This window comes from Hansschlegelia zhihuaiae (genome assembly GCF_004103825.1).
GTDB classification, from domain to species: Bacteria; Pseudomonadota; Alphaproteobacteria; order Rhizobiales; family Methylopilaceae; genus Methylopila; species Methylopila zhihuaiae.
Window position 1 is genome coordinate 184,499 of sequence record NZ_RYFI01000003.1, and the last position, 19,431, is coordinate 203,929.

At 67.7% G+C, this 19,431-nt stretch carries 18 protein-coding genes; all 18 read right to left on the reverse strand.

Going from position 1 to position 19,431, the window contains the following annotated elements; translation table 11 throughout:
- Positions 1 to 61 precede the first annotated feature (61 nt).
- The gene (locus tag EK403_RS04765) at positions 62 to 1,351 is read right to left on the reverse strand and encodes a lipoprotein-releasing ABC transporter permease subunit (RefSeq protein WP_128776352.1); all 1,290 of its coding nucleotides are present in this window, start codon (positions 1,349 to 1,351) and stop codon (positions 62 to 64) included.
- Positions 1,352 to 1,543: 192 nt separating this feature from the next.
- Positions 1,544 to 2,866 (reverse strand): proline--tRNA ligase, encoded by a 1,323-nt coding sequence (gene proS, locus EK403_RS04770; RefSeq protein WP_128776353.1) that lies wholly within the window; start codon positions 2,864 to 2,866, stop codon positions 1,544 to 1,546.
- Between the two features lie 431 nt (positions 2,867 to 3,297).
- The gene (locus tag EK403_RS04775; RefSeq protein WP_245479509.1) at positions 3,298 to 3,579 is read right to left on the reverse strand and encodes a DUF1467 family protein; all 282 of its coding nucleotides are present in this window, start codon (positions 3,577 to 3,579) and stop codon (positions 3,298 to 3,300) included.
- Positions 3,576 to 3,980, reverse strand: coding sequence for a methylmalonyl-CoA epimerase (mce, locus tag EK403_RS04780; RefSeq protein ID WP_128776354.1), 405 nt, complete (start codon positions 3,978 to 3,980; stop codon positions 3,576 to 3,578). Before mce ends, EK403_RS04775 begins: the two co-directional genes overlap by 4 nt.
- A 144-nt stretch (positions 3,981 to 4,124) precedes the next feature.
- Positions 4,125 to 5,738, reverse strand: a complete 1,614-nt coding sequence (locus EK403_RS04785) for a ribonuclease J (RefSeq protein WP_128776478.1) — start codon at positions 5,736 to 5,738, stop codon at positions 4,125 to 4,127.
- A gap of 55 nt (positions 5,739 to 5,793) precedes the next feature.
- On the reverse strand, positions 5,794 to 6,591 hold the full coding sequence (locus EK403_RS04790; RefSeq protein ID WP_128776355.1) for a biotin--[acetyl-CoA-carboxylase] ligase: 798 nt from the start codon (positions 6,589 to 6,591) through the stop codon (positions 5,794 to 5,796).
- A 180-nt stretch (positions 6,592 to 6,771) separates the two neighbouring features.
- Positions 6,772 to 8,208: an NADH-quinone oxidoreductase subunit NuoN gene (nuoN, locus tag EK403_RS04795; RefSeq protein WP_128776356.1), complete on the reverse strand. Its 1,437-nt coding sequence runs from the start codon at positions 8,206 to 8,208 to the stop codon at positions 6,772 to 6,774.
- Complete coding sequence (locus EK403_RS04800) at positions 8,208 to 9,722, reverse strand: NADH-quinone oxidoreductase subunit M (protein ID WP_128776357.1); 1,515 nt, start codon at positions 9,720 to 9,722, stop codon at positions 8,208 to 8,210. The genes nuoN and EK403_RS04800 overlap by 1 nt, the downstream gene beginning before the upstream one ends.
- Positions 9,723 to 9,894: 172 nt before the next feature.
- A complete protein-coding gene (gene nuoL / locus EK403_RS04805; protein WP_128776358.1) occupies positions 9,895 to 12,015 on the reverse strand; it encodes an NADH-quinone oxidoreductase subunit L in 2,121 nt (706 codons plus the stop codon).
- A gap of 13 nt (positions 12,016 to 12,028) precedes the next feature.
- Positions 12,029 to 12,337: an NADH-quinone oxidoreductase subunit NuoK gene (gene nuoK / locus EK403_RS04810; protein WP_128776359.1), complete on the reverse strand. Its 309-nt coding sequence runs from the start codon at positions 12,335 to 12,337 to the stop codon at positions 12,029 to 12,031.
- On the reverse strand, positions 12,334 to 12,954 hold the full coding sequence (locus EK403_RS04815) for an NADH-quinone oxidoreductase subunit J (RefSeq protein ID WP_128776360.1): 621 nt from the start codon (positions 12,952 to 12,954) through the stop codon (positions 12,334 to 12,336). Before EK403_RS04815 ends, nuoK begins: the two co-directional genes overlap by 4 nt.
- A gap of 208 nt (positions 12,955 to 13,162) precedes the next feature.
- The gene (gene nuoI / locus EK403_RS04820; protein WP_128776361.1) at positions 13,163 to 13,651 is read right to left on the reverse strand and encodes an NADH-quinone oxidoreductase subunit NuoI; all 489 of its coding nucleotides are present in this window, start codon (positions 13,649 to 13,651) and stop codon (positions 13,163 to 13,165) included.
- A gap of 30 nt (positions 13,652 to 13,681) precedes the next feature.
- Positions 13,682 to 13,915, reverse strand: coding sequence for a hypothetical protein (locus EK403_RS04825; protein WP_128776362.1), 234 nt, complete (start codon positions 13,913 to 13,915; stop codon positions 13,682 to 13,684).
- Complete coding sequence (gene nuoH / locus EK403_RS04830; protein ID WP_128776363.1) at positions 13,912 to 14,931, reverse strand: NADH-quinone oxidoreductase subunit NuoH; 1,020 nt, start codon at positions 14,929 to 14,931, stop codon at positions 13,912 to 13,914. The genes EK403_RS04825 and nuoH overlap by 4 nt, the downstream gene beginning before the upstream one ends.
- Positions 14,932 to 14,934: 3 nt before the next feature.
- Positions 14,935 to 17,001 (reverse strand): NADH-quinone oxidoreductase subunit NuoG, encoded by a 2,067-nt coding sequence (gene nuoG / locus EK403_RS04835; RefSeq protein ID WP_128776364.1) that lies wholly within the window; start codon positions 16,999 to 17,001, stop codon positions 14,935 to 14,937.
- 10 nt (positions 17,002 to 17,011) lie between these two features.
- Positions 17,012 to 17,242, reverse strand: a complete 231-nt coding sequence (locus EK403_RS04840; RefSeq protein WP_128776365.1) for a tropomyosin — start codon at positions 17,240 to 17,242, stop codon at positions 17,012 to 17,014.
- Positions 17,243 to 17,247: 5 nt separating this feature from the next.
- The gene (nuoF, locus tag EK403_RS04845; RefSeq protein ID WP_128776366.1) at positions 17,248 to 18,558 is read right to left on the reverse strand and encodes an NADH-quinone oxidoreductase subunit NuoF; all 1,311 of its coding nucleotides are present in this window, start codon (positions 18,556 to 18,558) and stop codon (positions 17,248 to 17,250) included.
- Between the two features lie 4 nt (positions 18,559 to 18,562).
- On the reverse strand, positions 18,563 to 19,390 hold the full coding sequence (gene nuoE / locus EK403_RS04850; protein WP_128776367.1) for an NADH-quinone oxidoreductase subunit NuoE: 828 nt from the start codon (positions 19,388 to 19,390) through the stop codon (positions 18,563 to 18,565).
- Between the last annotated feature and the right edge of the window lie 41 nt (positions 19,391 to 19,431).

The window sequence follows — 19,431 nt, forward strand, 5'->3', positions numbered from 1 at the left end:
GGCGGCTCGCCGCCCTCTCCTGCCCCTGCCGTCCCGGAGGTCTCGAAGGTCGCGTCGTCGGTCATTCGTAGCGCAGCGCCTCGACCGGATCGAGCTTGGCGGCCCGCCAGGACGGATAGAGCGTCGCGATCACCGACAGCGCGAGCGCCATCAGCACCACGCTCGCGGTCTCGCCGACGTTCGGGTCGGCGGGCAGCCGGCTCAGGAAATAGACCTCGGGCGAAAACAGTTCGGTGCCGGTGAGATAGGCCAGAAAGGCGCGGATCGACTCGACGTTCCAGCACACGATCATGCCGAGCGCGAAGCCCGCCAGCGTCCCGATCACGCCGATCGAGGCGCCGGTGATCAGGAAGATCCGCATGACGGCGCCGCGGGTCGCGCCCATGGTCCGCAGGATCGCGATGTCGCGCCCCTTGTCCTTCACCAGCATGATGAGGCCCGAGATGATGTTGAGCGCCGCGACCAGCACGATCAGCGTCAGGATCAGGAACATCACGTTGCGCTCGACCTCGAGCGCGGAAAAGAAGGTCTTGTTGCGATCGCGCCAGTCGAGCAGGTAGACGGCGCGTCCCGCGGCCTCGTGGAGCTTGGGCTTCACGTCGTCGACGCGGTCGGGATGGTCGAGATAGATCTCGATCGAGGAGGCGTCGTCCTCGCGGTTGAAATAGGCCTGCGCCTCCTGGAACGGCAGGAACACGAAGGCGGCGTCATATTCCGACATGCCGATCTCGAAGATCGCCTGCACACGGTAGCCCTTGATGCGGGGCGTGACGCCCATAGGGGTCACGGCGCCGCGCGGGCTCACCAGCGAGATTGTGTCGCCGGCCCTCACCCCCAGCTGGTCGGCGAGCCGCCGGCCGATCAGCACGCCGCCGCCGTCGTCGAAGCCCTCGAGGCTGCCGTCCCGCACCGTGCGGGAAACGAGCTGGAGCTTGCCGAGGTCCTGTCCTCGCAGGCCCCGCACCAGCACGCCGTTGGAGGCGGCGGGCGAGGAGGCGAGCGCCTGTCCCTCGACCAGCGGGATCGCGAATTTCACGCCCGCGACCTTGGACAGCCGCTCCGCGACCTGGGCGAAGTCGGTGAGCGGGCCGTCGAGCGGCTGCGCCACCACATGGCCGTTGATGCCGAGAATCTTGTTGAGAAGCTCGGTGCGGAAGCCGTTCATCACCGCCATAACGATGATCAGCGTGGCGACGCCGAGCGTGATGCCGAGGAAGGAGAAGCCGGCTATGACCGAGATGAAGCCTTCTTTCCGGCGGGCGCGCAGATAGCGCCCGGCGATCAGCCACTCGAAGGCCGCGAACGGCTTCGTCGCCATCGGCGGGTCGTCATGCGTCGCGGCGTGGGACATCGGTCGGACGGCTCGTTCGGGGACCCATGCGGCCGCCCTTCGCTTCCGGGCGCCGCCTTGCGGCGTGTAAGCCTGCGAAATACGTCTTAACGAAGGTGACGGGAGCGGCGTCGAATCGGCCGCAAGCGCCGGCGACCCCGCATTCTGGACGCAGGCCGAGCATCCGGCCAGCGCAAGCCTGCCCCAGGGCGATCAGCCCAGAATGGTCGCGACCGCTTGTTCCGGGCTAAGCGCCTCAGCTGCGCCGCCGGAACGGCGCTTGAGCTCGACCTGGCCGGAGGCGAGCCCCTTCGGCCCGACCACCAGGCGCCACGGCAGGCCGATCAGGTCCATGGTGGCGAACTTCGAGCCCGGACGCTCGTCGGTGTCGTCATAGAGCACGTCGACGCCGGCCGCCTCGAGCTTCGCGTAGAGGTCCTCGCAAGCGGCGTCGACCGCGGCGTCGCCGGGCTTCAGATTGACCAGCCCGACGCGGAACGGCGCGACCGCCTCCGGCCAGACGATGCCGGAATCGTCATGGCCGGCCTCGATGATCGCCGCGGCGAGCCGCGAGGGGCCGATGCCGTAAGACCCCATATGGACCGGCGTGTCCTTGCCGTCGGGGCCCGTGACGAGCGCTTTCATCGGCAGGGAGTACTTGGTCCCGAAATAGAAGATGTGGCCGACCTCTATGCCCCGCGCCGAGACGCGCTTGTCCTCGGAGATCGCCTCGAATTCGGCCTTCTCATGCATCTCGTCGGTGGCGGCGTAGAGGCTGGTCCACTTGTCGAAATAGGACTGAAGCTCCGCCGCGTCGTCGAAATTCACGGTCTCGGGCGGCGTCTCGAAGTCGAGATAGTCCTTGTGACAGTAGACCTCGCTCTCGCCGGTCTTCGCCAGGATGATGAACTCGTGGGAGAGGTCGCCGCCGATCGGGCCGGTGTCGGCGCGCATCGGGATCGACTTGAGGCCGAGCCGCGCGAAGGTCCTCAGATAAGCGACGAACATCCGGTTGTATGAGGTCCGCGCGCCGGCCTGGTCGAGATCGAACGAATAGGCGTCCTTCATCAGGAACTCGCGCGAGCGCATGACCCCGAAGCGCGGCCGGCGCTCGTCCCGGAACTTCCACTGGATGTGGTAGAGGTTTTTGGGAAGATCCTTGTAGGATCGCACGCCCGCGCGGAAGATCTCGGTGATCATCTCCTCGTTGGTCGGGCCGTAGAGCATCTCGCGCTCGTGGCGGTCCTTGATGCGCAGCATCTCCTCGCCATAGGCGTCGTAGCGGCCGCTCTCGCGCCAGAGGTCGGCGAGCTGGATGGTGGGCATCAGGCATTCGATCGCGCCGGCCCGGTCCTGCTCCTCGCGCACGATCGACGAGATCTTGTCCAGCACCCGCAGTCCCAGAGGAAGCCATGCGTAGATGCCGGCGGCCTCCTGGCGGATCATGCCGGCGCGCAGCATCAGCCGATGCGAGACGATCTCGGCTTCCTTGGGCGCGTCGCGCAGGATGGGCAGAAAATAGCGGCTGAGGCGCATGCGGGCTGTCCGGACACGAGGAGAAGAGGCGCCAAGCGGCGAAACGGGCTGCGGCGCGCGCGGCAGACAAGCCGATGATCGCTCGAAACACAAGGGCGGCGCCTGGCGGGCGCCCGCCGATCGGGGGGGGATCGGAGACGCCTCAATTTTCGGCGCCCGCTGCACATTGTGGTGACAAATGAAAAAACCGCGGCTATTGTCCCGATCATAAGAAAGGGCCAGCCGGCGACGTTGCCTCGCCGGCCAAACGACGGTCCAAGTCTTGGGAGGATGTCCACGCGGCGCGCCGAAAGGCTGCCGCCGCACGAGCCGGCGCCGAAGTCCCGCACCGCTCGCGGCCCGGATCGAAGTGGACACAAGATTGACCTTTAAAAACGCAAGGCTTCGGCCTTGCTTTTTTTTGCCCGCAAGGCGTGCCGGCCGCGGGTCAGTCAGCCGACCTTTTCGAATTTCGGCAGGAAGGGAATGTCGTCCAGACCGAAGACGTCCTGCGTCAGCAGCGCATAGAGCGCCGCGAAAATCAGGGAGGCGACGATCGTCGTCACGAGCAGGATCCGTCCGATCGGCGCGCGGACAGGGGCGCCGGGCTCGGTGCCGGGCGTGATCTCGCCCTCGTCAACCTGATTCCGCACCCCGAAGGGCAGAACCGCGAACAGCGTCGTCCACCACACGACGAAATAGACCGCGGCCCAGCTGACTGCCGAAAAGATCAAGCCTGTTCGAGCTCCACCAGTGTGCCGAGCATGTCCTTCGGATGGAGGAACAGCACCGGCTTGCCATGGGCCCCGATCTTGGGCTCGCCGTCGCCGAGCACGCGGGCTCCTTGCGCCTTCAGCTGGTCGCGCGCGGCCAGGATGTCGTCGACCTCGTAGCAGACATGGTGGATGCCGCCGGCCGGCGAACGGTCGAGAAAGGCCTGGATCGGCGATTTCTCGCCGAGCGGCTCGAGCAGCTCGATCTTGGTGTTGGGCAGCTCAATGAACACGACGGTCACGCCGTGCTCGGGCTGCTCGGTCGCGGGCGTGACCCGTGCGCCCAGAGTGTCCCGATAGACCGCAGTCGCGGCCTCGAGGTCCGGCACCGCGATCGCGACATGGTTCAGGCGGCCGATCATTGTCTCGCTCCGGGATGATCCGTCATCCCGGAAAAGCGGCGAAGCCGCGCAGATCCGGGATCGTCTTCAGGACAAGGCGCTCGATCTGACGACAATCCCGGCACTCGCTGCGCTCGGCCGGGATGACGCGCCTCATCGAGGCGCTCATACGCTGAGCACGGTCACGTGGCAAACCGGCTTCTTGCCCCAGACCATGTTGAGCTCGCCCCTCACCGCCCGTTCGATTGCGGACTGGACCGCGTTGGCGTCGCGCCGCTTCGGCCGCGGCAGTCCGTCGAGGCAGTCGAGCACGGTGTCGCGGATGACCTCGGCCATCGGCTCGCCCTCGTCGTCGCGCGGCGGAAGGCCGGTGAAGCGGACCTCCGGATCGCCCGCGACGTCGCCGAGCTCGTCGATCGCAAGCGCGACCGAGACCACGCCCGCGAAGGCGAGCTTGCGGCGTTCGCCGATGGTGGACTCGGTCGCGTAGACCAGCACCTTCCCGTCCTTCAGCATGCGGCCGGTCACGACCTCGTCGACGATCTCGGGCGGACCGCCGGCGACGCGGATCATCTGCCCGTCGCCGACCCGCGCGACCGCGGGCGTCTGGACCGATTTCGCGAACTCCGCATGCTCGAACATGTGGAGCTCCTCGCCATGGACCGGCACCACGAGCTTCGGCTTCAGCCAGCCATAGAGCATCGCGATCTCTTCGCGCCGCGGGTGGCCGGAGACATGGACGAAATGGGTGCGGTCGGTGATGACCTCCGCGCCGCCGGCGATCAGCCCGTTGACGATGCGCCCGATGGCCTTCTCGTTGCCGGGGATCGCCCGCGACGAGAAGATCACACGATCGCCTTTGCTGAGCGTCACCTCCGGATGGTCGCCCTGCGCGACGCGGGCGAGCGCGGCCCGCGGCTCGCCCTGGCTGCCGGTCATCAGCGCCACCACCTTGTCGCGCGGCAGATAGCCATAGGCTGCGGGCTCGAGGAAGTCGGGGACGCCGTCGAAATAGCCGAGCATGCGGCCGACGTCAGCGGCGCGGCGCATGGCGCGGCCGATCAGCACGACCTGCCGGTCGGCTGCGAGCGCGGCGTCCGCGACGGCGCGGAGCCGCCCGACATTGGACGCGAAGGTGGTGACGGCCACGCGGCCCGGCGCCGTGCGGATCAGTTCGGCGAGGCTCGCCGCCACGTCCATCTCGGAGGCCGAGGCGCCCTCGCGCAGCGCATTGGTCGAGTCGCCGATGACGGCCGAGACGCCCTCGTCGCCGAGTTCGCGCATGCGCGCCTCGTCGGTCGGCAGGCCGATGACGGGCGTCTGGTCGATCTTCCAGTCGCCGGTGTGGACCACGAGGCCGGCGGGCGTGCGGATCGCGAGCGCGTTCGATTCCGGGATGGAATGCGCGACCGGCACGAACTCGACCTCGAAGGGTCCGGCCGTGAAGCGCCCGCCCTGCGGGATCTCCCTGACCTCGACCTTGGGGGCGTCGCGCTCGGAGGCGCGCTTGGCCTCAAGCATCGCGGCCGCGAAGGGCGTCGCGTAGACTGGGCATTTGAGCTCGGGCCAGAGGTCGAGCACCGCGCCGTAATGGTCCTCATGGGCGTGGGTGAGGACCAGGGCCTCGATCGAATTGCGCTGGGACCGCGCGAAGCGGATGTCGGGCAGGATGAGGTCGATCCCGGGGGTCAGCGCCGGGTCGCCGAAGATCACGCCGCAATCGACGATCAGCCAGCGGCGGCGCGCGCCCTGCCCGTAGCCGTAAAGGCCGATGTTCATGCCGATCTCGCCCACGCCGCCAAGCGGGACGAACACTAAATCCTCAGCCAATAGCTTATCCTTCAACGCGGATGGTGGCCGCGGAACCAAAATAGACGTCGCCGGCCGAGACCGCGGTGGCGATCCCCGTCGGCGCGCGGAGCACGAGGCGGCCGCGGTCGTCGAGCGACTCGAACCGGCCGCGGATGACCCGGCCGCCGAGATCGACCTCGACTTCGGCGCCGAGACCGGCGGCGCGCGCCATCCAGGCCTTGCGGATCGCCGGCAGACCCGCGCCCTCGTCCCAGGTGTCGAGCCAGGTGACGAAAGTGTCGGACAGTCGTTCGAACAGATCCTCGGCGCTCGCCGTGTCGCCGCGCTCGGCGAGCGAAGTCGCAGGGTAAGGCAGGGCCTCCGGGGCCGCGACGACATTGACCCCGACCCCGACCACGACCGCGAGGCGGCCCTCCGCCAGCAGATCGGCCTCGAGCAGGATGCCTGCGAGCTTCTTGCCGTCGACGATCACGTCGTTCGGCCATTTGAGCTCGGGCCGGGCCGTGCGGGGCGAGAGCGACGCCGCGACCTCGCGGAGCGCCTGTTCGAGCGCCAGTCCCGCCACGAAGCCGAGCGAGGCCGCGGTCTCCGGAGGGGCCGCCGTCATCAGCGCGAAGCTCGCCGCGAGGTTGCCGCGCGCGGTCTCCCAGCGGCGGCCGCGGCGGCCGCGGCCGTCGGTCTGCGCGCGGGCCGCGACCCAAACCGGCGCCCTGCCCTCGCGCGCGAGCGTCATCGCCTCGGCGTTGGTCGAGCCGACGGTGTCATAGGCCGCGAGGTCGTGCCCCGCCTCCCGCGCCACGGGTCCGAGCGCGAAGCTCATGCGGAAAACGCCGGATGCGATGCGCTGATGTCCCGGCCTTGAGCCGGGACCCATAAGCGCGGCGTCCTACAGGGCAGCGCCGGCGAACTCCGAGCGAGCACGGATTTCATGGCGCTGATGGGTCCCGGCTCTCCGCTTCGCTGCGGCCAGGACATGAGGGGAGCGCTCAACGGCCGCCCCTCAAAACAGCGACTGCGCGGCCGCCGTGGCGGCCATCGTGAGCGGAGCGGGATAGACGAAATAGAGGATCGTGAAGCCGCCCGCGATCGTCAGCACCGCCTTGGCCGCGGGCGTCATCGGCGCGAACTCGACGGTCGGCTCGTCGAAATAGATGATCTTGACGATCCTCAGATAATAGAACGCCCCCACCACGCTCAGCACGAAGCCGATGACCGCGAGCGTCGTGAGCCCCGCGTTCACGGCGGCGTAGAACACGTAGAACTTGGCGAAGAAGCCCGCGAGCGGCGGGATGCCGGCGAGCGAGAACAGGATCATGGCGAGCACGAAGGCCATGGCCGGCTTGGTGCGCGACAGCCCTGCGAGGTCGTCGATCGACTCGACGTAGCGGTCGCCGACCCGCATCGACAGGATGCAGGCGAAGGCCCCGAGCGTCATCGCGACATAGATCGCCGCATAGATCGCGACGCCGCGCACGCCCTCGGGCGTTCCGGCCGCGAGGCCGACCAGCACGTAGCCCATGTGCCCGATCGACGAGTAGGCCATCAGGCGCTTCAGGTTCTTCTGGCCGATCGCCGCGAAGGAGCCGAGCGCCATGGACGCGATGGCGACGAACACCACGACCTGGCGCCACTCCGTGACGACGCCCGGCAACGCCTCGGAGACGGCCCGCACGAACATCGCGACGCCCGCGACCTTGGTGGCGGAGGCGAAGAAGGCGGTGATCGGCGTCGGCGCGCCCTCATAGACGTCCGGCGTCCACATGTGGAACGGCACCGCCGAGATCTTGAACGCGAAGCCCGCGAGCAGGAACACGATGCCGAAGACGAGGCCGAGCGAGGTCTCGCCGTCCTTGAGCGTCTCGGCGATGTCCGCGAAGGCGACCGCGCCGGTGGTGCCGTAGATCAGCGACGCGCCGTAGAGCAGCATGCCGGACGACAGCGCGCCGAGGACGAAATATTTGAGCCCGGCCTCGGTCGAGCGGATGTCGTCGCGATGGATCGCGGCGATCACGTAGAGCGCGAGGCTCTGCAGCTCGAGGCCGAGATAGAGCGAGATCAGGTCGCTGGCCGACACCATCAGCGACATGCCGAGCGTCGAGAGCACCACGAGGATCGCGTATTCGTAGCGGGCGAAGTTCTCGCGCTTCATGTAGTCGAAGGACAGCGCGAGCGCCGCGAAGGCCGACACATAGGCCAGGACCTTCATGAAGCGCGCGAAGGCGTCGGCCGTAAAGCCGCCGCCGAAGGTGGGCTCGGTCGTCACCGGCGCGCCGATGACAAGCGCGGTCGCGAGCGCGATCAGCGCGAGCGCGAGCCCGTTGATCAGCGAGGTCGCGCGATCGCCCAGCACGGCGCCCAGGACGATCAGGACGAGCGAGCCGACCGCGAGGGAAATCTCGGGCAGGGCGAGCGCGAAATGAGGGAGCGAAGCGTCCATTATCGTCCCACCGCTTCGGCCGTCTTGCCGGCCGCCTCGATCGCGGCCTGGGTCTGGTTCAGGATGCCGTCGACCGAGGCCGCCGACATGTCGAGCACCGGTGCCGGCCAGACGCCGAACAGCACCGTCAGGATCACCAGCGGCGCGAGGATCGCGACCTCGCGGCGGTTGAGGTCGGGGATGCCCTCGAGCGCCGGCTTGGTCATCTCGCCGAAGATCACCTTGCGGTAGAGCCAGAGCGCGTAGCCCGCGGACAGGATGACGCCGGTCGTGGCGAAGAACGCGACCCAGGTGTTGGCCTTGAAGGCGCCGATCAGCGTCAGGAACTCGCCCACGAATCCGCTCGTGCCGGGCAGGCCGACATTGGCCATGGTGAACACCATGAAGACCGCCGCGTACCACGGCATGCGGTTCACGAGCCCTCCAAAGGCCGCGATCTCGCGGGTGTGCATCCGGTCGTAGACGACGCCGACGCACAGGAACAGCGCGCCCGACACGATGCCGTGGCTGACCATCTGGAACACCGCGCCCTGCACCCCCTGAGGGTTCATGGCGAAGATCCCCATCGTCACGAAGCCCATATGGGCGACAGACGAATAGGCGATCAGTTTCTTCACGTCCTCCTGCATCAGCGCGACCAGCGAGGTGTAGATGATCGCGACGATCGACAGCGTGAACACGAAGGGCGCGAAATACTCGCTCGCCAGCGGGAACATCGGCAGCGAGAAGCGCAGGAAGCCGTAGCCGCCCATCTTGAGCAGGATGCCGGCCAGGATCACCGAGCCCGCGGTCGGCGCCTCGACATGGGCGTCGGGCAGCCAGGTGTGGACCGGCCACATCGGCATCTTCACCGCGAAGGAGGCGAAGAAGCCGAGCCAGAGCCAGGTCTGCATGCCGGCCGGGAACTTGTAGGCGAGCAGCGCCTGGATGTCGGTCGTGCCGGCGGTCCCGTACATCGCCAGGATGCCGACCAGCATCAAGAGCGAGCCGAGCAGCGTGTAGAGGAAGAACTTGAAGCTGGCGTAGACCCGCCGCTTGCCGCCCCAGATGCCGATGATCAGGAACATCGGGATCAGCCCGCCCTCGAAGAACAGGTAGAACAGCACGAGGTCGAGCGCGCAGAACACGCCGATCATCAGCGTCTCGAGCACCAGGAACGCGATCATGTATTCGCGCACCCGCACCATGATCGAGCGCCACGAGGCCAGGATGCAGAACGGCATCAGGAAGGCGGTGAGAATGATGAAGGGGGTCGAGATGCCGTCGACGCCCATCTTGTACGTCACCGAGCCGCCGAGCCATTCGGCCTGCTCGACGAACTGGAAGCCTGGATTGTCGAAGTCGAACTTCGCCCAAAGCACGAGCGAGACCACAAAGGTCACGACCGTGGTCCAGAGCGCGACGTGCCGGATATTGCCGAGCGACGCCTCGTCCTCCCCGCGGATCATCAGCAGGAAGAAGACGCCGACGAGCGGCAGGAAGGTGATGAGCGAAAGGATCGGCCAGTCGGTCATCGGGCTGATCCCTCGCAACCTACGCCGCCGTCATGCCCGCGCGCAGCGCGGGTATCCACGACTTCCTCGCAACCGCTCCACGTCAAAGTCGTGGATACCCGGCCTTCGGCCAGGCATGACGGATATCGCCGCCTGTCGCCCAAATCGGACCGGTGGAACCGCAAGTCCGGCATCAGTGCCCCCGCACCATGAACCAGGTGAAGAGAGCCGCGACGCCGATCAGCATCGCGAAGGCGTAGTGGTAGAGATAGCCGGTCTGCAGCCGCACGACCTGGTTGGTCACGTTGATCACGCGCGCCGAGACGCCGTCCGGCCCGAGCCCGTCGATGATGCGGCCGTCGCCGGTCTTCCAGAGGAAGCGGCCGATCGCCTTGGCGGGGCGGACGAAGATCAGGTCGTAGAGCTCGTCGAAATACCACTTGTTGAGCAGGAAGTCGTAGATGAGCTCCTGGCTCCTCGCGAGCCGGGCCGGCAGGTCCGGGCGACGGATGTAGAACATCCAGGCGACCGCGAAACCCACGACCATCATCACGAAGGGCGAGGCCACCACCCAAAACGGGACCTCGTGCATGTGGTGGATGATCTCGTTCGCTTCAGAGCGGAAGATCGCCTCGCGCCAGAACTCCTTCTCCTCGTGGCCGATGAAGACGCCGTGGAACACGAGGCCCGCGAGCAGCGCCCCTGCCGCGAGGATGAAGAGCGGCGCGAGCATCACCTTCGGGCTCTCATGGACATGGCTCATCGTGTCGAGCGAGGCCCTGGGCGCGCCGTGGAACGTCATGAAGATCAGACGCCACGAGTAGAACGAGGTCAGCAGCGCGGCCAGCACCGTCATCCAGAAGCCGAACATGCCCGGGCCGGTGTGGGCCGCGTACGCCGCCTCGATGACCGCGTCCTTGGAGAAGTAGCCGGCCGTCAACGGGAAGCCGGTCAGCGCGAGCGTGCCGATCACCATCATCCAGTAGGTGGTCGGGATCAGGCGGCGCAGCCCGCCCATCTTCCGCATGTCCTGCTCGTGATGCATCGCATGGATGACGGAGCCCGAGCCGAGGAACAGCAGCGCCTTGAAGAAGGCGTGGGTGAACAGGTGGAAGATGCCGACGCCATAGGCCCCGACGCCGAGCGCGACGAACATGTAGCCGAGCTGCGAGCAGGTCGAATAGGCGATGACGCGCTTGATGTCGTTCTGCACGAGGCCGACGGTCGCGGCGAAGATCGCGGTCGCGCCGCCCACCACCGTGACGACCGAGAGCGCCGTCGCGGAGTGCTCGAACAGCGGCGACATGCGCGCCACGAGAAAGACGCCGGCCGTCACCATGGTGGCGGCGTGGATCAGCGCCGAGACCGGGGTCGGGCCCTCCATCGCGTCGGGCAGCCAGGTGTGCAGCCCGAGCTGCGCCGACTTGCCCATCGCGCCCATGAACAGCAGAAGGCAGATGACGGTCAGCGCCGGCCAGTCATGGCCAAGAAAGTTGATGCTCTTCTCCGCGGCGCCCGGAGCCGCCGCGAAGATCGCCTCGAACCGCACCGAGTCGAAGATCACGAAGCAGGCGAAGATGCCGAGCGCGAAGCCGAAATCGCCGACCCGGTTGACCACGAAGGCCTTGATGGCGGCGGCGTTCGCCGAGGGCTTCTTGTACCAGAAGCCGATCAGCAGATAGCTCGCAAGGCCGACGCCCTCCCAGCCGAAGAACATCTGGACGAGGTTGTCCGACGTCACCAGCATCAGCATGGCGAAGGTGAAGAGCGAGAGGTAGCCGAAGAACCGCGGCCGGTGCGGATCCTCGTGCATGTAGCCCATCGAGTAGAGGTGGACGAGCGCCGACACCGTGTTGACCACGACCAGCATCACGGCGGTCAGCGTGTCGACGCGGAACGCCCAGTCGACCTCGAGAGCGCCCGCCGTGATCCAGCGCATCACCTCGACATGGGCGTCGTTGTGGCCCCAGGCGACGTCGAAGAAAGCGACCCAGGACAGCACCGCCGAAACCATCAGCAGGCCGGTCGTCACGAGCTCCGCGGCGCGCGAGCCTGCCGACGCCGGCTCGACCGGGCCGTGGTCGTGATGGTCGTCATGCGCGTGGGTGAGTTCGTCGCCGCCGGTCGGATGCGCGGCGTCGTGGCCGTGATGGTCGGCGTGCCCATGCGCGCCGTGGCCGTGGTCGTCATGCCCATGATGGAAGGCGTCGACCGGGCCGATGGCGCCCGGATGCCGCTGGCGAGCGCCGGCGAGCGCGATGATCCCCGCGATGATGGCGCCGAGCAGCGGCAGGAAGACGATCAGGTGATACATGAGCCGACCGTCCTCAGCCCTTCATCCGGTTGATGTCTTCGACCGCGATGGTGCCGCGGTTGCGGAAATAGACCACCAAAATCGCAAGGCCGATCGCCGCCTCCGCGGCCGCCACGGTCAGCACGAACAGTGCGAAGACCTGGCCCGTGAGGTCGCCCATATGAGTCGAGAACGCGACGAGATTGATGTTCACGGCGAGCAGGATGAGCTCGATCGACATCAGGATGACGATCACGTTCTTCCGGTTCAGGAAGATGCCGAAGACCCCGAGCGTGAACAGGATCGCGGCGACGACGAGATAATGCTCGAGCGAGACCGTCATCCCGGAATCCCCTCGCCCGACCGCACCTTCACGACCTCGATCGCGGTCGCGGGCCCGCGCGCCACCTGGGTCGCGATGTCCTGCCGCTTCACGCCCGCCCGGCGCTCGCGCAGCGTCAGCACGATCGCGCCCACCATTGCGACGAGCAGCACGAGGCCGGCCGCCTGGAACAGCAGGATGTGGTCCGTGTAGAGCACCCGGCCGAGCGCCTCGGCGTTGGTGACGTCGGTCGGGATCGGCGCCCGCGCCTCCGTCTTCGGAAGCGCCCCGGAGGTCGCCCAGGCGCCCACGACCAGCACCAGCTCCGACAGCATGATCAGCCCGACCAGCACGCCGACCGGCAGATATTGCAGGAAGCCGTCGCGCAGCTCGGCGAAGTCGACGTCGAGCATCATGGTCACGAACATGAACAGCACCGCGACCGCGCCGACATAGACCACGACGAGGATCATCGCGAGGAACTCCGCGCCCATCAGCACGAACAGGCCCGCGGCGTTCACGAAGGCGAGGATGAGGAAGAGGACGGAGTGGACCGGATTCTTGGACGAGATGACCATCAGCCCGGCCGCGACGGTCATGCTCGCGAAGAGATAGAAGAACAGGGCTGGCAGGGTCATGCGGCGATCCTCGGGCCGAGTCCGGCGGCGCGGGGGCTGAGTACGGGGTCGGCGTCCGAACGTAAAGGCGCGGGGCGGCTGAAACCGTCATGCCCGGACGAAGTCCGGGTATCCACGACTTCGAGGCAGGGCCCGACGCCCAAGACAGTCGTGGATACCCGCGCTGCGCGTGGGCATGATGGGGCGTGGAGAGCCAACTTCATTCCGCTCACCGCCACGGCGCGTCGAGGGCGATGCGGCGGGCGATCTCGCGCTCCCAGCGGTCGCCATTCGCGAGCAGGCGCTCCTTGTCGTAATAGAGCTCCTCGCGGGTCTCTGTCGCAAACTCGAAGTTCGGCCCCTCGACGATGGCGTCCACCGGGCACGCCTCCTGGCAGAAGCCGCAATAGATGCACTTCACCATGTCGATGTCGTAACGCGTCGTGCGGCGCGTGCCGTCGTTGCGGCGCGGGCCCGCCTCGATGGTGATGGCCTGCGCCGGGCAGATCGCCTCGCAGAGCTTGCACGCGATGCAGCGCTCCTCGCCGTTCGGGTAGCGGCGCAGGACGTGCTCCCCCCGGAAGCGCGGCGAGATCGCGCCTTTCTCGAACGGGTAGTTGATGGTCGCCTTTTCGCGGAAGAAATAGCGCATCGACAGGAAGAACGCCGACACGAACTCCTTCAGGAACAGCGATCGGGCAGCCTGGTCGAGCCGCATCTCGAAAACCTTCGTCGTTTCGGGGCCGCTTCAGCCCCAGAGAACTTCCGCCGCGACGTAGCCCACGACCGCGACCTCCGCGATCGTCGTCGCGATGACGATCGGACCGGCGTAGCGGCGGATCGTCGTGAACTTCATCGCGTCCTCCTCGGACGCCCTTGCAATCTGCCAGTCGAGCGCGCCGTTCAGCGCCTTCGCGCCGACGATTCCGAGCCCGAGGCCGGCCAGCGCGCCGAAAGCCGCGCCGACAACGCCCGGCGTCACCCGGCCCCCTGCCCCGCCCACCCCGTGATCTGCAGCACCGCGGCGACGATCACCACCATCGCGAGCGAGATCGGCAGGAACACCTTCCAGCCGAGCCGCATCAGCTGGTCGTAGCGGTAGCGCGGCACGAAGGCCTTCACCATGGCGAACATGAAGAACACCAGGCACATCTTCCCCACGAACCAGAACACGCCCGGGATCCAGGTGAAGGGCGGGAACGGGATCGGCGACAGCCAGCCGCCGAGGAACAGGATCGTGGTCAGCGCGCACATGGTCATGATGGCCACGTACTCGCCCAGCATGAACAGCAGATAGGGCGTCGAGGCGTATTCGGTCATGAAGCCCGCGACGAGCTCGGACTCCGCCTCGGGCAGGTCGAAGGGCGGCCGGTTGGTCTCGGCGAGCGCGGAGATGAAGAACACCACGAACATCGGGAACAGCGGCAGCCAGTACCAGCCGAAGACGCCGGCCGCGGTATCCTGCGCCCGCACGATGTCCGAGAGGTTCAGCGAGCCGACGATCAGCAGCACGGTGATGATCACGAAGCCGATCGAGACCTCGTAGGAGACCATCTGGGCGGCCGAGCGCAGCGCGCCGAGGAACGGATATTTCGAGTTCGACGCCCAGCCGCCCATGATGACGCCGTAGACGCCGAGCGACGAGATCGCGAACACGTAGAGGATCCCGACATTGAGGTCGGCGATCGCCCAGCCGTCGGCGAGCGGGATCACGGCCCAGGCCGCGAGCGCCAGGAAGCAGGCGATGAGCGGGGCGAGCAGGAACACGCCCTTGTTCGCGCTCGACGGGATCACCGGCTCCTTCAGCACGAACTTCAGCAGGTCGGCGAAGGACTGGAACAGCCCGAAGGGCCCGACGACGTTCGGCCCGCGGCGAAGCTGCACGGCCGCCCAGACCTTGCGGTCGGCGAGCAGGATGTAGGCGATGAAGACCAGCAGCGCGACCAGCAGCGCGAGGCTCTGGGCGAGGATCAGCAGGACGTGGAGGATCGTGTCCATGGCCTACTCCGCCGCCTCGGCATGTGCGCCGCGCCGGAGCGCGCTCATCTCGGCCATCACGGCCGAGGCGCGGGCAATCGGGTTCGACAGATAGAAGTCCGCGATCGCGTTGCGGAACGGCTCGCTCGAGAGCCGGACGCTCTGGTCGAAGGTCGGCTCTCCGGCCTCGGCGATCTGGTCGATCGCGGCAAGATGCGGCGCGGCCGCGAACATCGCGGCGCGGAGCTGCGCCAGCGAGTCGTAGGGCAGCTTCGCTCCGAGCCGCTCGGAGAGCGCCCGCAGGATCGCCCAGTCCTCGCGCGCCTCGCCGGGCGGGAAGGCGGCGCGATTCGCCATCTGAACGCGGCCCTCCGTATTGACGTAGATGCCGGACTTCTCGGTGTAGGCGGCGCCGGGGAGGATGACGTCCGCACGATGCGCGCCGCGGTCGCCATGGCTGCCAACATAGACCGCGAAGGCGCCCGCGCCGACATCGATCTCGTCGGCGCCGAGCAGGAAGACCAGGTCAAGCGCGCCGGACGCCGCCATCTCGGGCGCGGTCAGGCCGCCCTCGCCCGGCGTGAGGCCGAGATCGAGCGCCGCGACGCGGGAAGCTGCGGAGTGGAGAACGCAGAGCCCGTTCCAGCCGGCGGCCTCGCCCGAGCTCTTCGCGAGCTTGGCGGCGGCGGCCAGCACGGCGAGCCCGTCGGCCCGCGCCAGCGCGCCGGCGCCGACGATCACCAGCGGCCGGCTCGCGCCCGACAGGACCTTGGCGAAGGAATGCTTGCCCTCGACCAGTTCGGTCAGGCTGTCGGTCCCGGCGCCGACATGCTCGGCGCCATAGGTCAGGTCCGCGCGCTCGCCGACGAGCGCGACCTTGAGGCCGCCCAGCCGCCAGCGCTTGCGGATGCGGGCGTTCAGCACCGGGGCCTCGTGGCGCGGATTGGTCCCGACCAGCAGGATCGCGTCGGCCTCGTCGATGCCGGAGATCCCGGCGTTGAACAGATAACTGCCGCGGCCATGGCGCGGATCGAGCGCCGAGCCGTCCTGGCGCGCGTCGATGTTCGTCACGCCGAGCCGGCCCATCAGATCCTTGAGCGCGAACATCTCCTCCGCGGTCGCGAGGTCGCCCGCGATGGCGCCCATGCGCTTCGGGTCGGCGGCCTTCGCCTTCTCGGCGATCGCCGAGAAGACCTCGGGCCAGTTCGCAGGCCGCAGCCGGCCGTTCTCGCGCAGATAGGGCCGGTCGAGCCGCTGGGTCCTGAGGCCGTCCCAGACGAAGCGGGTCTTGTCCGAGATCCACTCCTCGTTCACGTCCTCGTTGATCCGCGGCAGGATGCGCATGACCTCGCGGCCGCGGGCGTCGACGCGGATCGCCGAGCCGAGCGCGTCCATGACGTCGATCGACTCGGTCTTGCTGAGCTCCCAGGACCGCGCCTGGAAGGCGTAAGGGCGCGAGGTGAGCGCGCCGACCGGGCAGAGGTCGATGACGTTGCCCTGCAGCTCCGACGTCATCGCGTGCTCGAGATAGGTCGTGATCTCCATGTCCTCGCCGCGGCCGATCGCGCCGATCTCAGGCGAGCCCGCCACTTCCGCCACGAACCTCACGCAGCGCGTGCAGTGGATGCAACGCGTCATGATCGTCTTGACCAGCGGGCCGATATATTTGTCCTCGACCGCGCGCTTGTTCTCGTGGAAGCGCGAGCCCGAGACGCCATAGGCCATCGCCTGGTCCTGCAGGTCGCATTCGCCGCCCTGGTCGCAGATCGGGCAGTCGAGCGGGTGGTTGATGAGCAGGAACTCCATCACCCCCTCGCGCGCCTTCTTGACCATCGGCGAGCGCGTGAACACGACCGGCGGCTCGCCGTTCGGCCCGGGGCGCAGGTCCTTCACGCCCATGGCGCAGGAGGCGACGGGCTTCGGCGGCCCGCCCTTCACCTCGACGAGGCACATGCGGCAGTTGCCGGCGATCGACAGCCGCTCATGGTAGCAGAAGCGCGGAATCTCGGCGCCCGCGGCCTCGCAGGCCTGCAAGATCGTGTATTCGGCCGGAACCTCGACCTCGGCGCCGTCGACGATGAGTTTGGTCATCCGAGGCTCCTCAATGCGGCATGTCGACGAGGTCGAGACGGCGCTCGATCCGGTCGAGGCGACCCTCGACGCGATCGATCCGGCGGTTGATCCCCGCCATCTCCAACTCGATCTTCGCCGAGCGCTCTTCGAGGTTCGTCATTCCGATCTTGAGGTCCGAAACCTCATCGATGACGCGGTCCATCTTCGAGTCGAGGCGACGAAGATAGATCAGCACCATGTTGTCGGGCTCGTCAGTCATCCGACCTACTCCGCCGCCACCGCCGACACCGGATAGTCAGCCGGCGTCGAGCGCGCGGTGTAGTCGTCGATGCGCTTCTCGATCTCGTGGCGGAAATGCCGGATCAGGCCCTGCACGGGCCACGCCGCGGCGTCGCCCAGCGCGCAGATCGTGTGGCCCTCGACCTGGGTCGTGACCTCGAGCAGCATGTCGATCTCGCGCTTCTCCGCGCGGCCCTCGGCCATGCGCTCCAGCACCCGCCACATCCAGCCGGTGCCCTCGCGGCAGGGCGTGCACTGGCCGCAGCTCTCGTGCTTGTAGAAGTACGAGATGCGGCTGATGGCGCGGACGATGTCGGTCGACTTGTCCATCACGATCACGGCCGCGGTGCCGAGACCGGACCTCAGGTTCCGGAGCGTGTCGAAATCCATCGACAGCTCCTGGCACTGGCTCGCCGGCAGCACCGGCACGGAGGAGCCGCCCGGGATCACGGCGTAAAGATTGTCCCAGCCGCCGCGGACGCCGCCGCAGTGCCGGTCGACCAGCTCGCGGAAGTCGACGCCCATCTCGACCTCGACGTTGCAGGGCCGCTCGACGTGGCCGGAGATCGAAAAGATCTTGGTGCCGGTGTTGTTGGGCTTGCCGATCGCCGCGAACCATTCGCCGCCGCGCCTCAGGATCTCACCCGCGACCGCGATCGACTCGACGTTGTTGACCGTCGTGGGGCAACCGTAGAGGCCCATATTCGCCGGGAACGGCGGCTTCAGCCGCGGCATGCCCTTCTTGCCCTCGAGGCTTTCGAGCAGCGCCGTCTCCTCGCCGCAGATGTATGCCCCTGCGCCGTGGTGGACGTAGATGTCGAACGGCCAGCCATGCTTGTTGTTCGGGCCGACCAGCCCCGCCTCATAGGCCTCGTCGACGGCGCGCTGCAGCGCTTCCTTCTCGCGGACATATTCGCCGCGGATGTAGACGTAGCAGGCGTGGGCGTGCATCGCGAAGGACGCGATCAGGCAGCCCTCGATCAGGAGATGCGGGTCGTTCCGCATGATCTCCCGGTCCTTGCAGGTGCCGGGCTCCGACTCGTCGGCGTTGACCACGAGGTAATGCGGCCGGCCCTCCTGGGGCTTCGGCATGAACGACCATTTCAGGCCCGTCGGGAAGCCCGCGCCGCCGCGGCCGCGCAGGCCCGAGGCCTTCATCTCGGCCACGATCCATTCGCGGCCCTTGTCGAGCAGGAACTTGGTCTCGTCCCAGGCGCCGCGCTTCAGCGCCGACTTCAGGTCGGCGCCGCGGCGGCCATAGAGGTTGGTGAAGATCCGGTCGCGATCGGCCAGCATCGGATCAACCCTCCCCGCCCGGTTTCTTGGGCGCGCCCGGCTTGCTCGCCTTTTCGGGCTTCGCCTCGCCGGCGTCCGGACGCGCCTCGGCGTCGCCCTTGCCCGAAGCGGTCTTGGCTTCCGGGCGGCTCTTGTCGCCGGGCCGCCCTTCCGAAGAGGCGTCGGTCGCGTCTCCTTCGCCGTGCTTGTCATGGAAGCGCTTCTTCCAGGCGCCGACGACCGAGCCGTCATAGAGCGTCTCGTCGGTGAGCGTGGTGTCGCCGCCGAGCGGCGCCGAGCAGGAGCGCCCGGTCTGGGGGCCCGGCGCAACGGTCTCGCCTGCGCGGAGCTTGTCCAGCAGCGCCTCGAAGTTCTCCGGGTCTAAGTCCTCGTAATAGTCGTAGTTGATCTGCACCATCGGAGCGTTGGCGCAGGCGCCTAGGCATTCGACCTCGAGCCAGGAGAGCTTGCCGTCGGCCGAGACCGTCCGCTCCGGGCCGATCGCCTTGCGGCAGACCTCCTTCAGGGCGTTTGCGCCGCGGAGCGCGCAGGGCGTCGTGCCGCAGAGCTGCACGAAATGCTCGCCGACCGGCGAAAGGTTGAACATCGTGTAGAAGGTCGCGACCTCCATCACACGGATCGTCGGCATGCCGAGCATCTCGGCGATCCGGCGGATCGCAGGCTCCGGCAGCCAGCCGCCATGCTGCTCCTGAGCCTTCCACAGCAGCGGAATGACCGCGGAGGCCTGCCGGCCCTCCGGATATTTGGCGATCTGCCCCTCGACCCACTGCAGATTGTCCTGCGTGAAGGCGAAGTCGGCGGGCTGCTCGGCGTAGAGGCGGCGAACGGACATCAGACAACACCCTCGACGGCGGGCCCGACCCTACCGAAGTG

Bases quoted from the DNA above. Each gene is read 5' to 3' on its own strand.
- nuoN (WP_128776356.1), bottom strand. From the start codon at position 8,208: ATGGACGCTTCGCTCCCTCATTTCGCGCTCGCCCTGCCCGAGATTTCC.
- mce (WP_128776354.1), bottom strand. From the start codon at position 3,980: ATGATCGGCCGCCTGAACCATGTCGCGATCGCGGTGCCGGACCTCGAG.
- EK403_RS04790 (WP_128776355.1), bottom strand. From the start codon at position 6,591: ATGAGCTTCGCGCTCGGACCCGTGGCGCGGGAGGCGGGGCACGACCTC.
- nuoE (WP_128776367.1), bottom strand. From the start codon at position 19,390: ATGTCCGTTCGCCGCCTCTACGCCGAGCAGCCCGCCGACTTCGCCTTC.
- EK403_RS04785 (WP_128776478.1), bottom strand. From the start codon at position 5,738: ATGAACATCGGCCTTTACGGCTACGGGCAGGGCGCGCGCCGCCGCTGG.
- nuoF (WP_128776366.1), bottom strand. From the start codon at position 18,558: ATGCTGGCCGATCGCGACCGGATCTTCACCAACCTCTATGGCCGCCGC.
- EK403_RS04815 (WP_128776360.1), bottom strand. From the start codon at position 12,954: ATGACCCTGCCAGCCCTGTTCTTCTATCTCTTCGCGAGCATGACCGTC.
- EK403_RS04800 (WP_128776357.1), bottom strand. From the start codon at position 9,722: ATGACCGACTGGCCGATCCTTTCGCTCATCACCTTCCTGCCGCTCGTC.
- nuoL (WP_128776358.1), bottom strand. From the start codon at position 12,015: ATGTATCACCTGATCGTCTTCCTGCCGCTGCTCGGCGCCATCATCGCG.
- nuoG (WP_128776364.1), bottom strand. From the start codon at position 17,001: ATGACCAAACTCATCGTCGACGGCGCCGAGGTCGAGGTTCCGGCCGAA.
- nuoK (WP_128776359.1), bottom strand. From the start codon at position 12,337: ATGACGGTCTCGCTCGAGCATTATCTCGTCGTCGCCGCGATCCTGTTC.
- EK403_RS04840 (WP_128776365.1), bottom strand. From the start codon at position 17,242: ATGACTGACGAGCCCGACAACATGGTGCTGATCTATCTTCGTCGCCTC.
- EK403_RS04765 (WP_128776352.1), bottom strand. From the start codon at position 1,351: ATGTCCCACGCCGCGACGCATGACGACCCGCCGATGGCGACGAAGCCG.
- proS (WP_128776353.1), bottom strand. From the start codon at position 2,866: ATGCGCCTCAGCCGCTATTTTCTGCCCATCCTGCGCGACGCGCCCAAG.
- nuoH (WP_128776363.1), bottom strand. From the start codon at position 14,931: ATGGACACGATCCTCCACGTCCTGCTGATCCTCGCCCAGAGCCTCGCG.
- nuoI (WP_128776361.1), bottom strand. From the start codon at position 13,651: ATGCGGCTCGACCAGGCTGCCCGATCGCTGTTCCTGAAGGAGTTCGTG.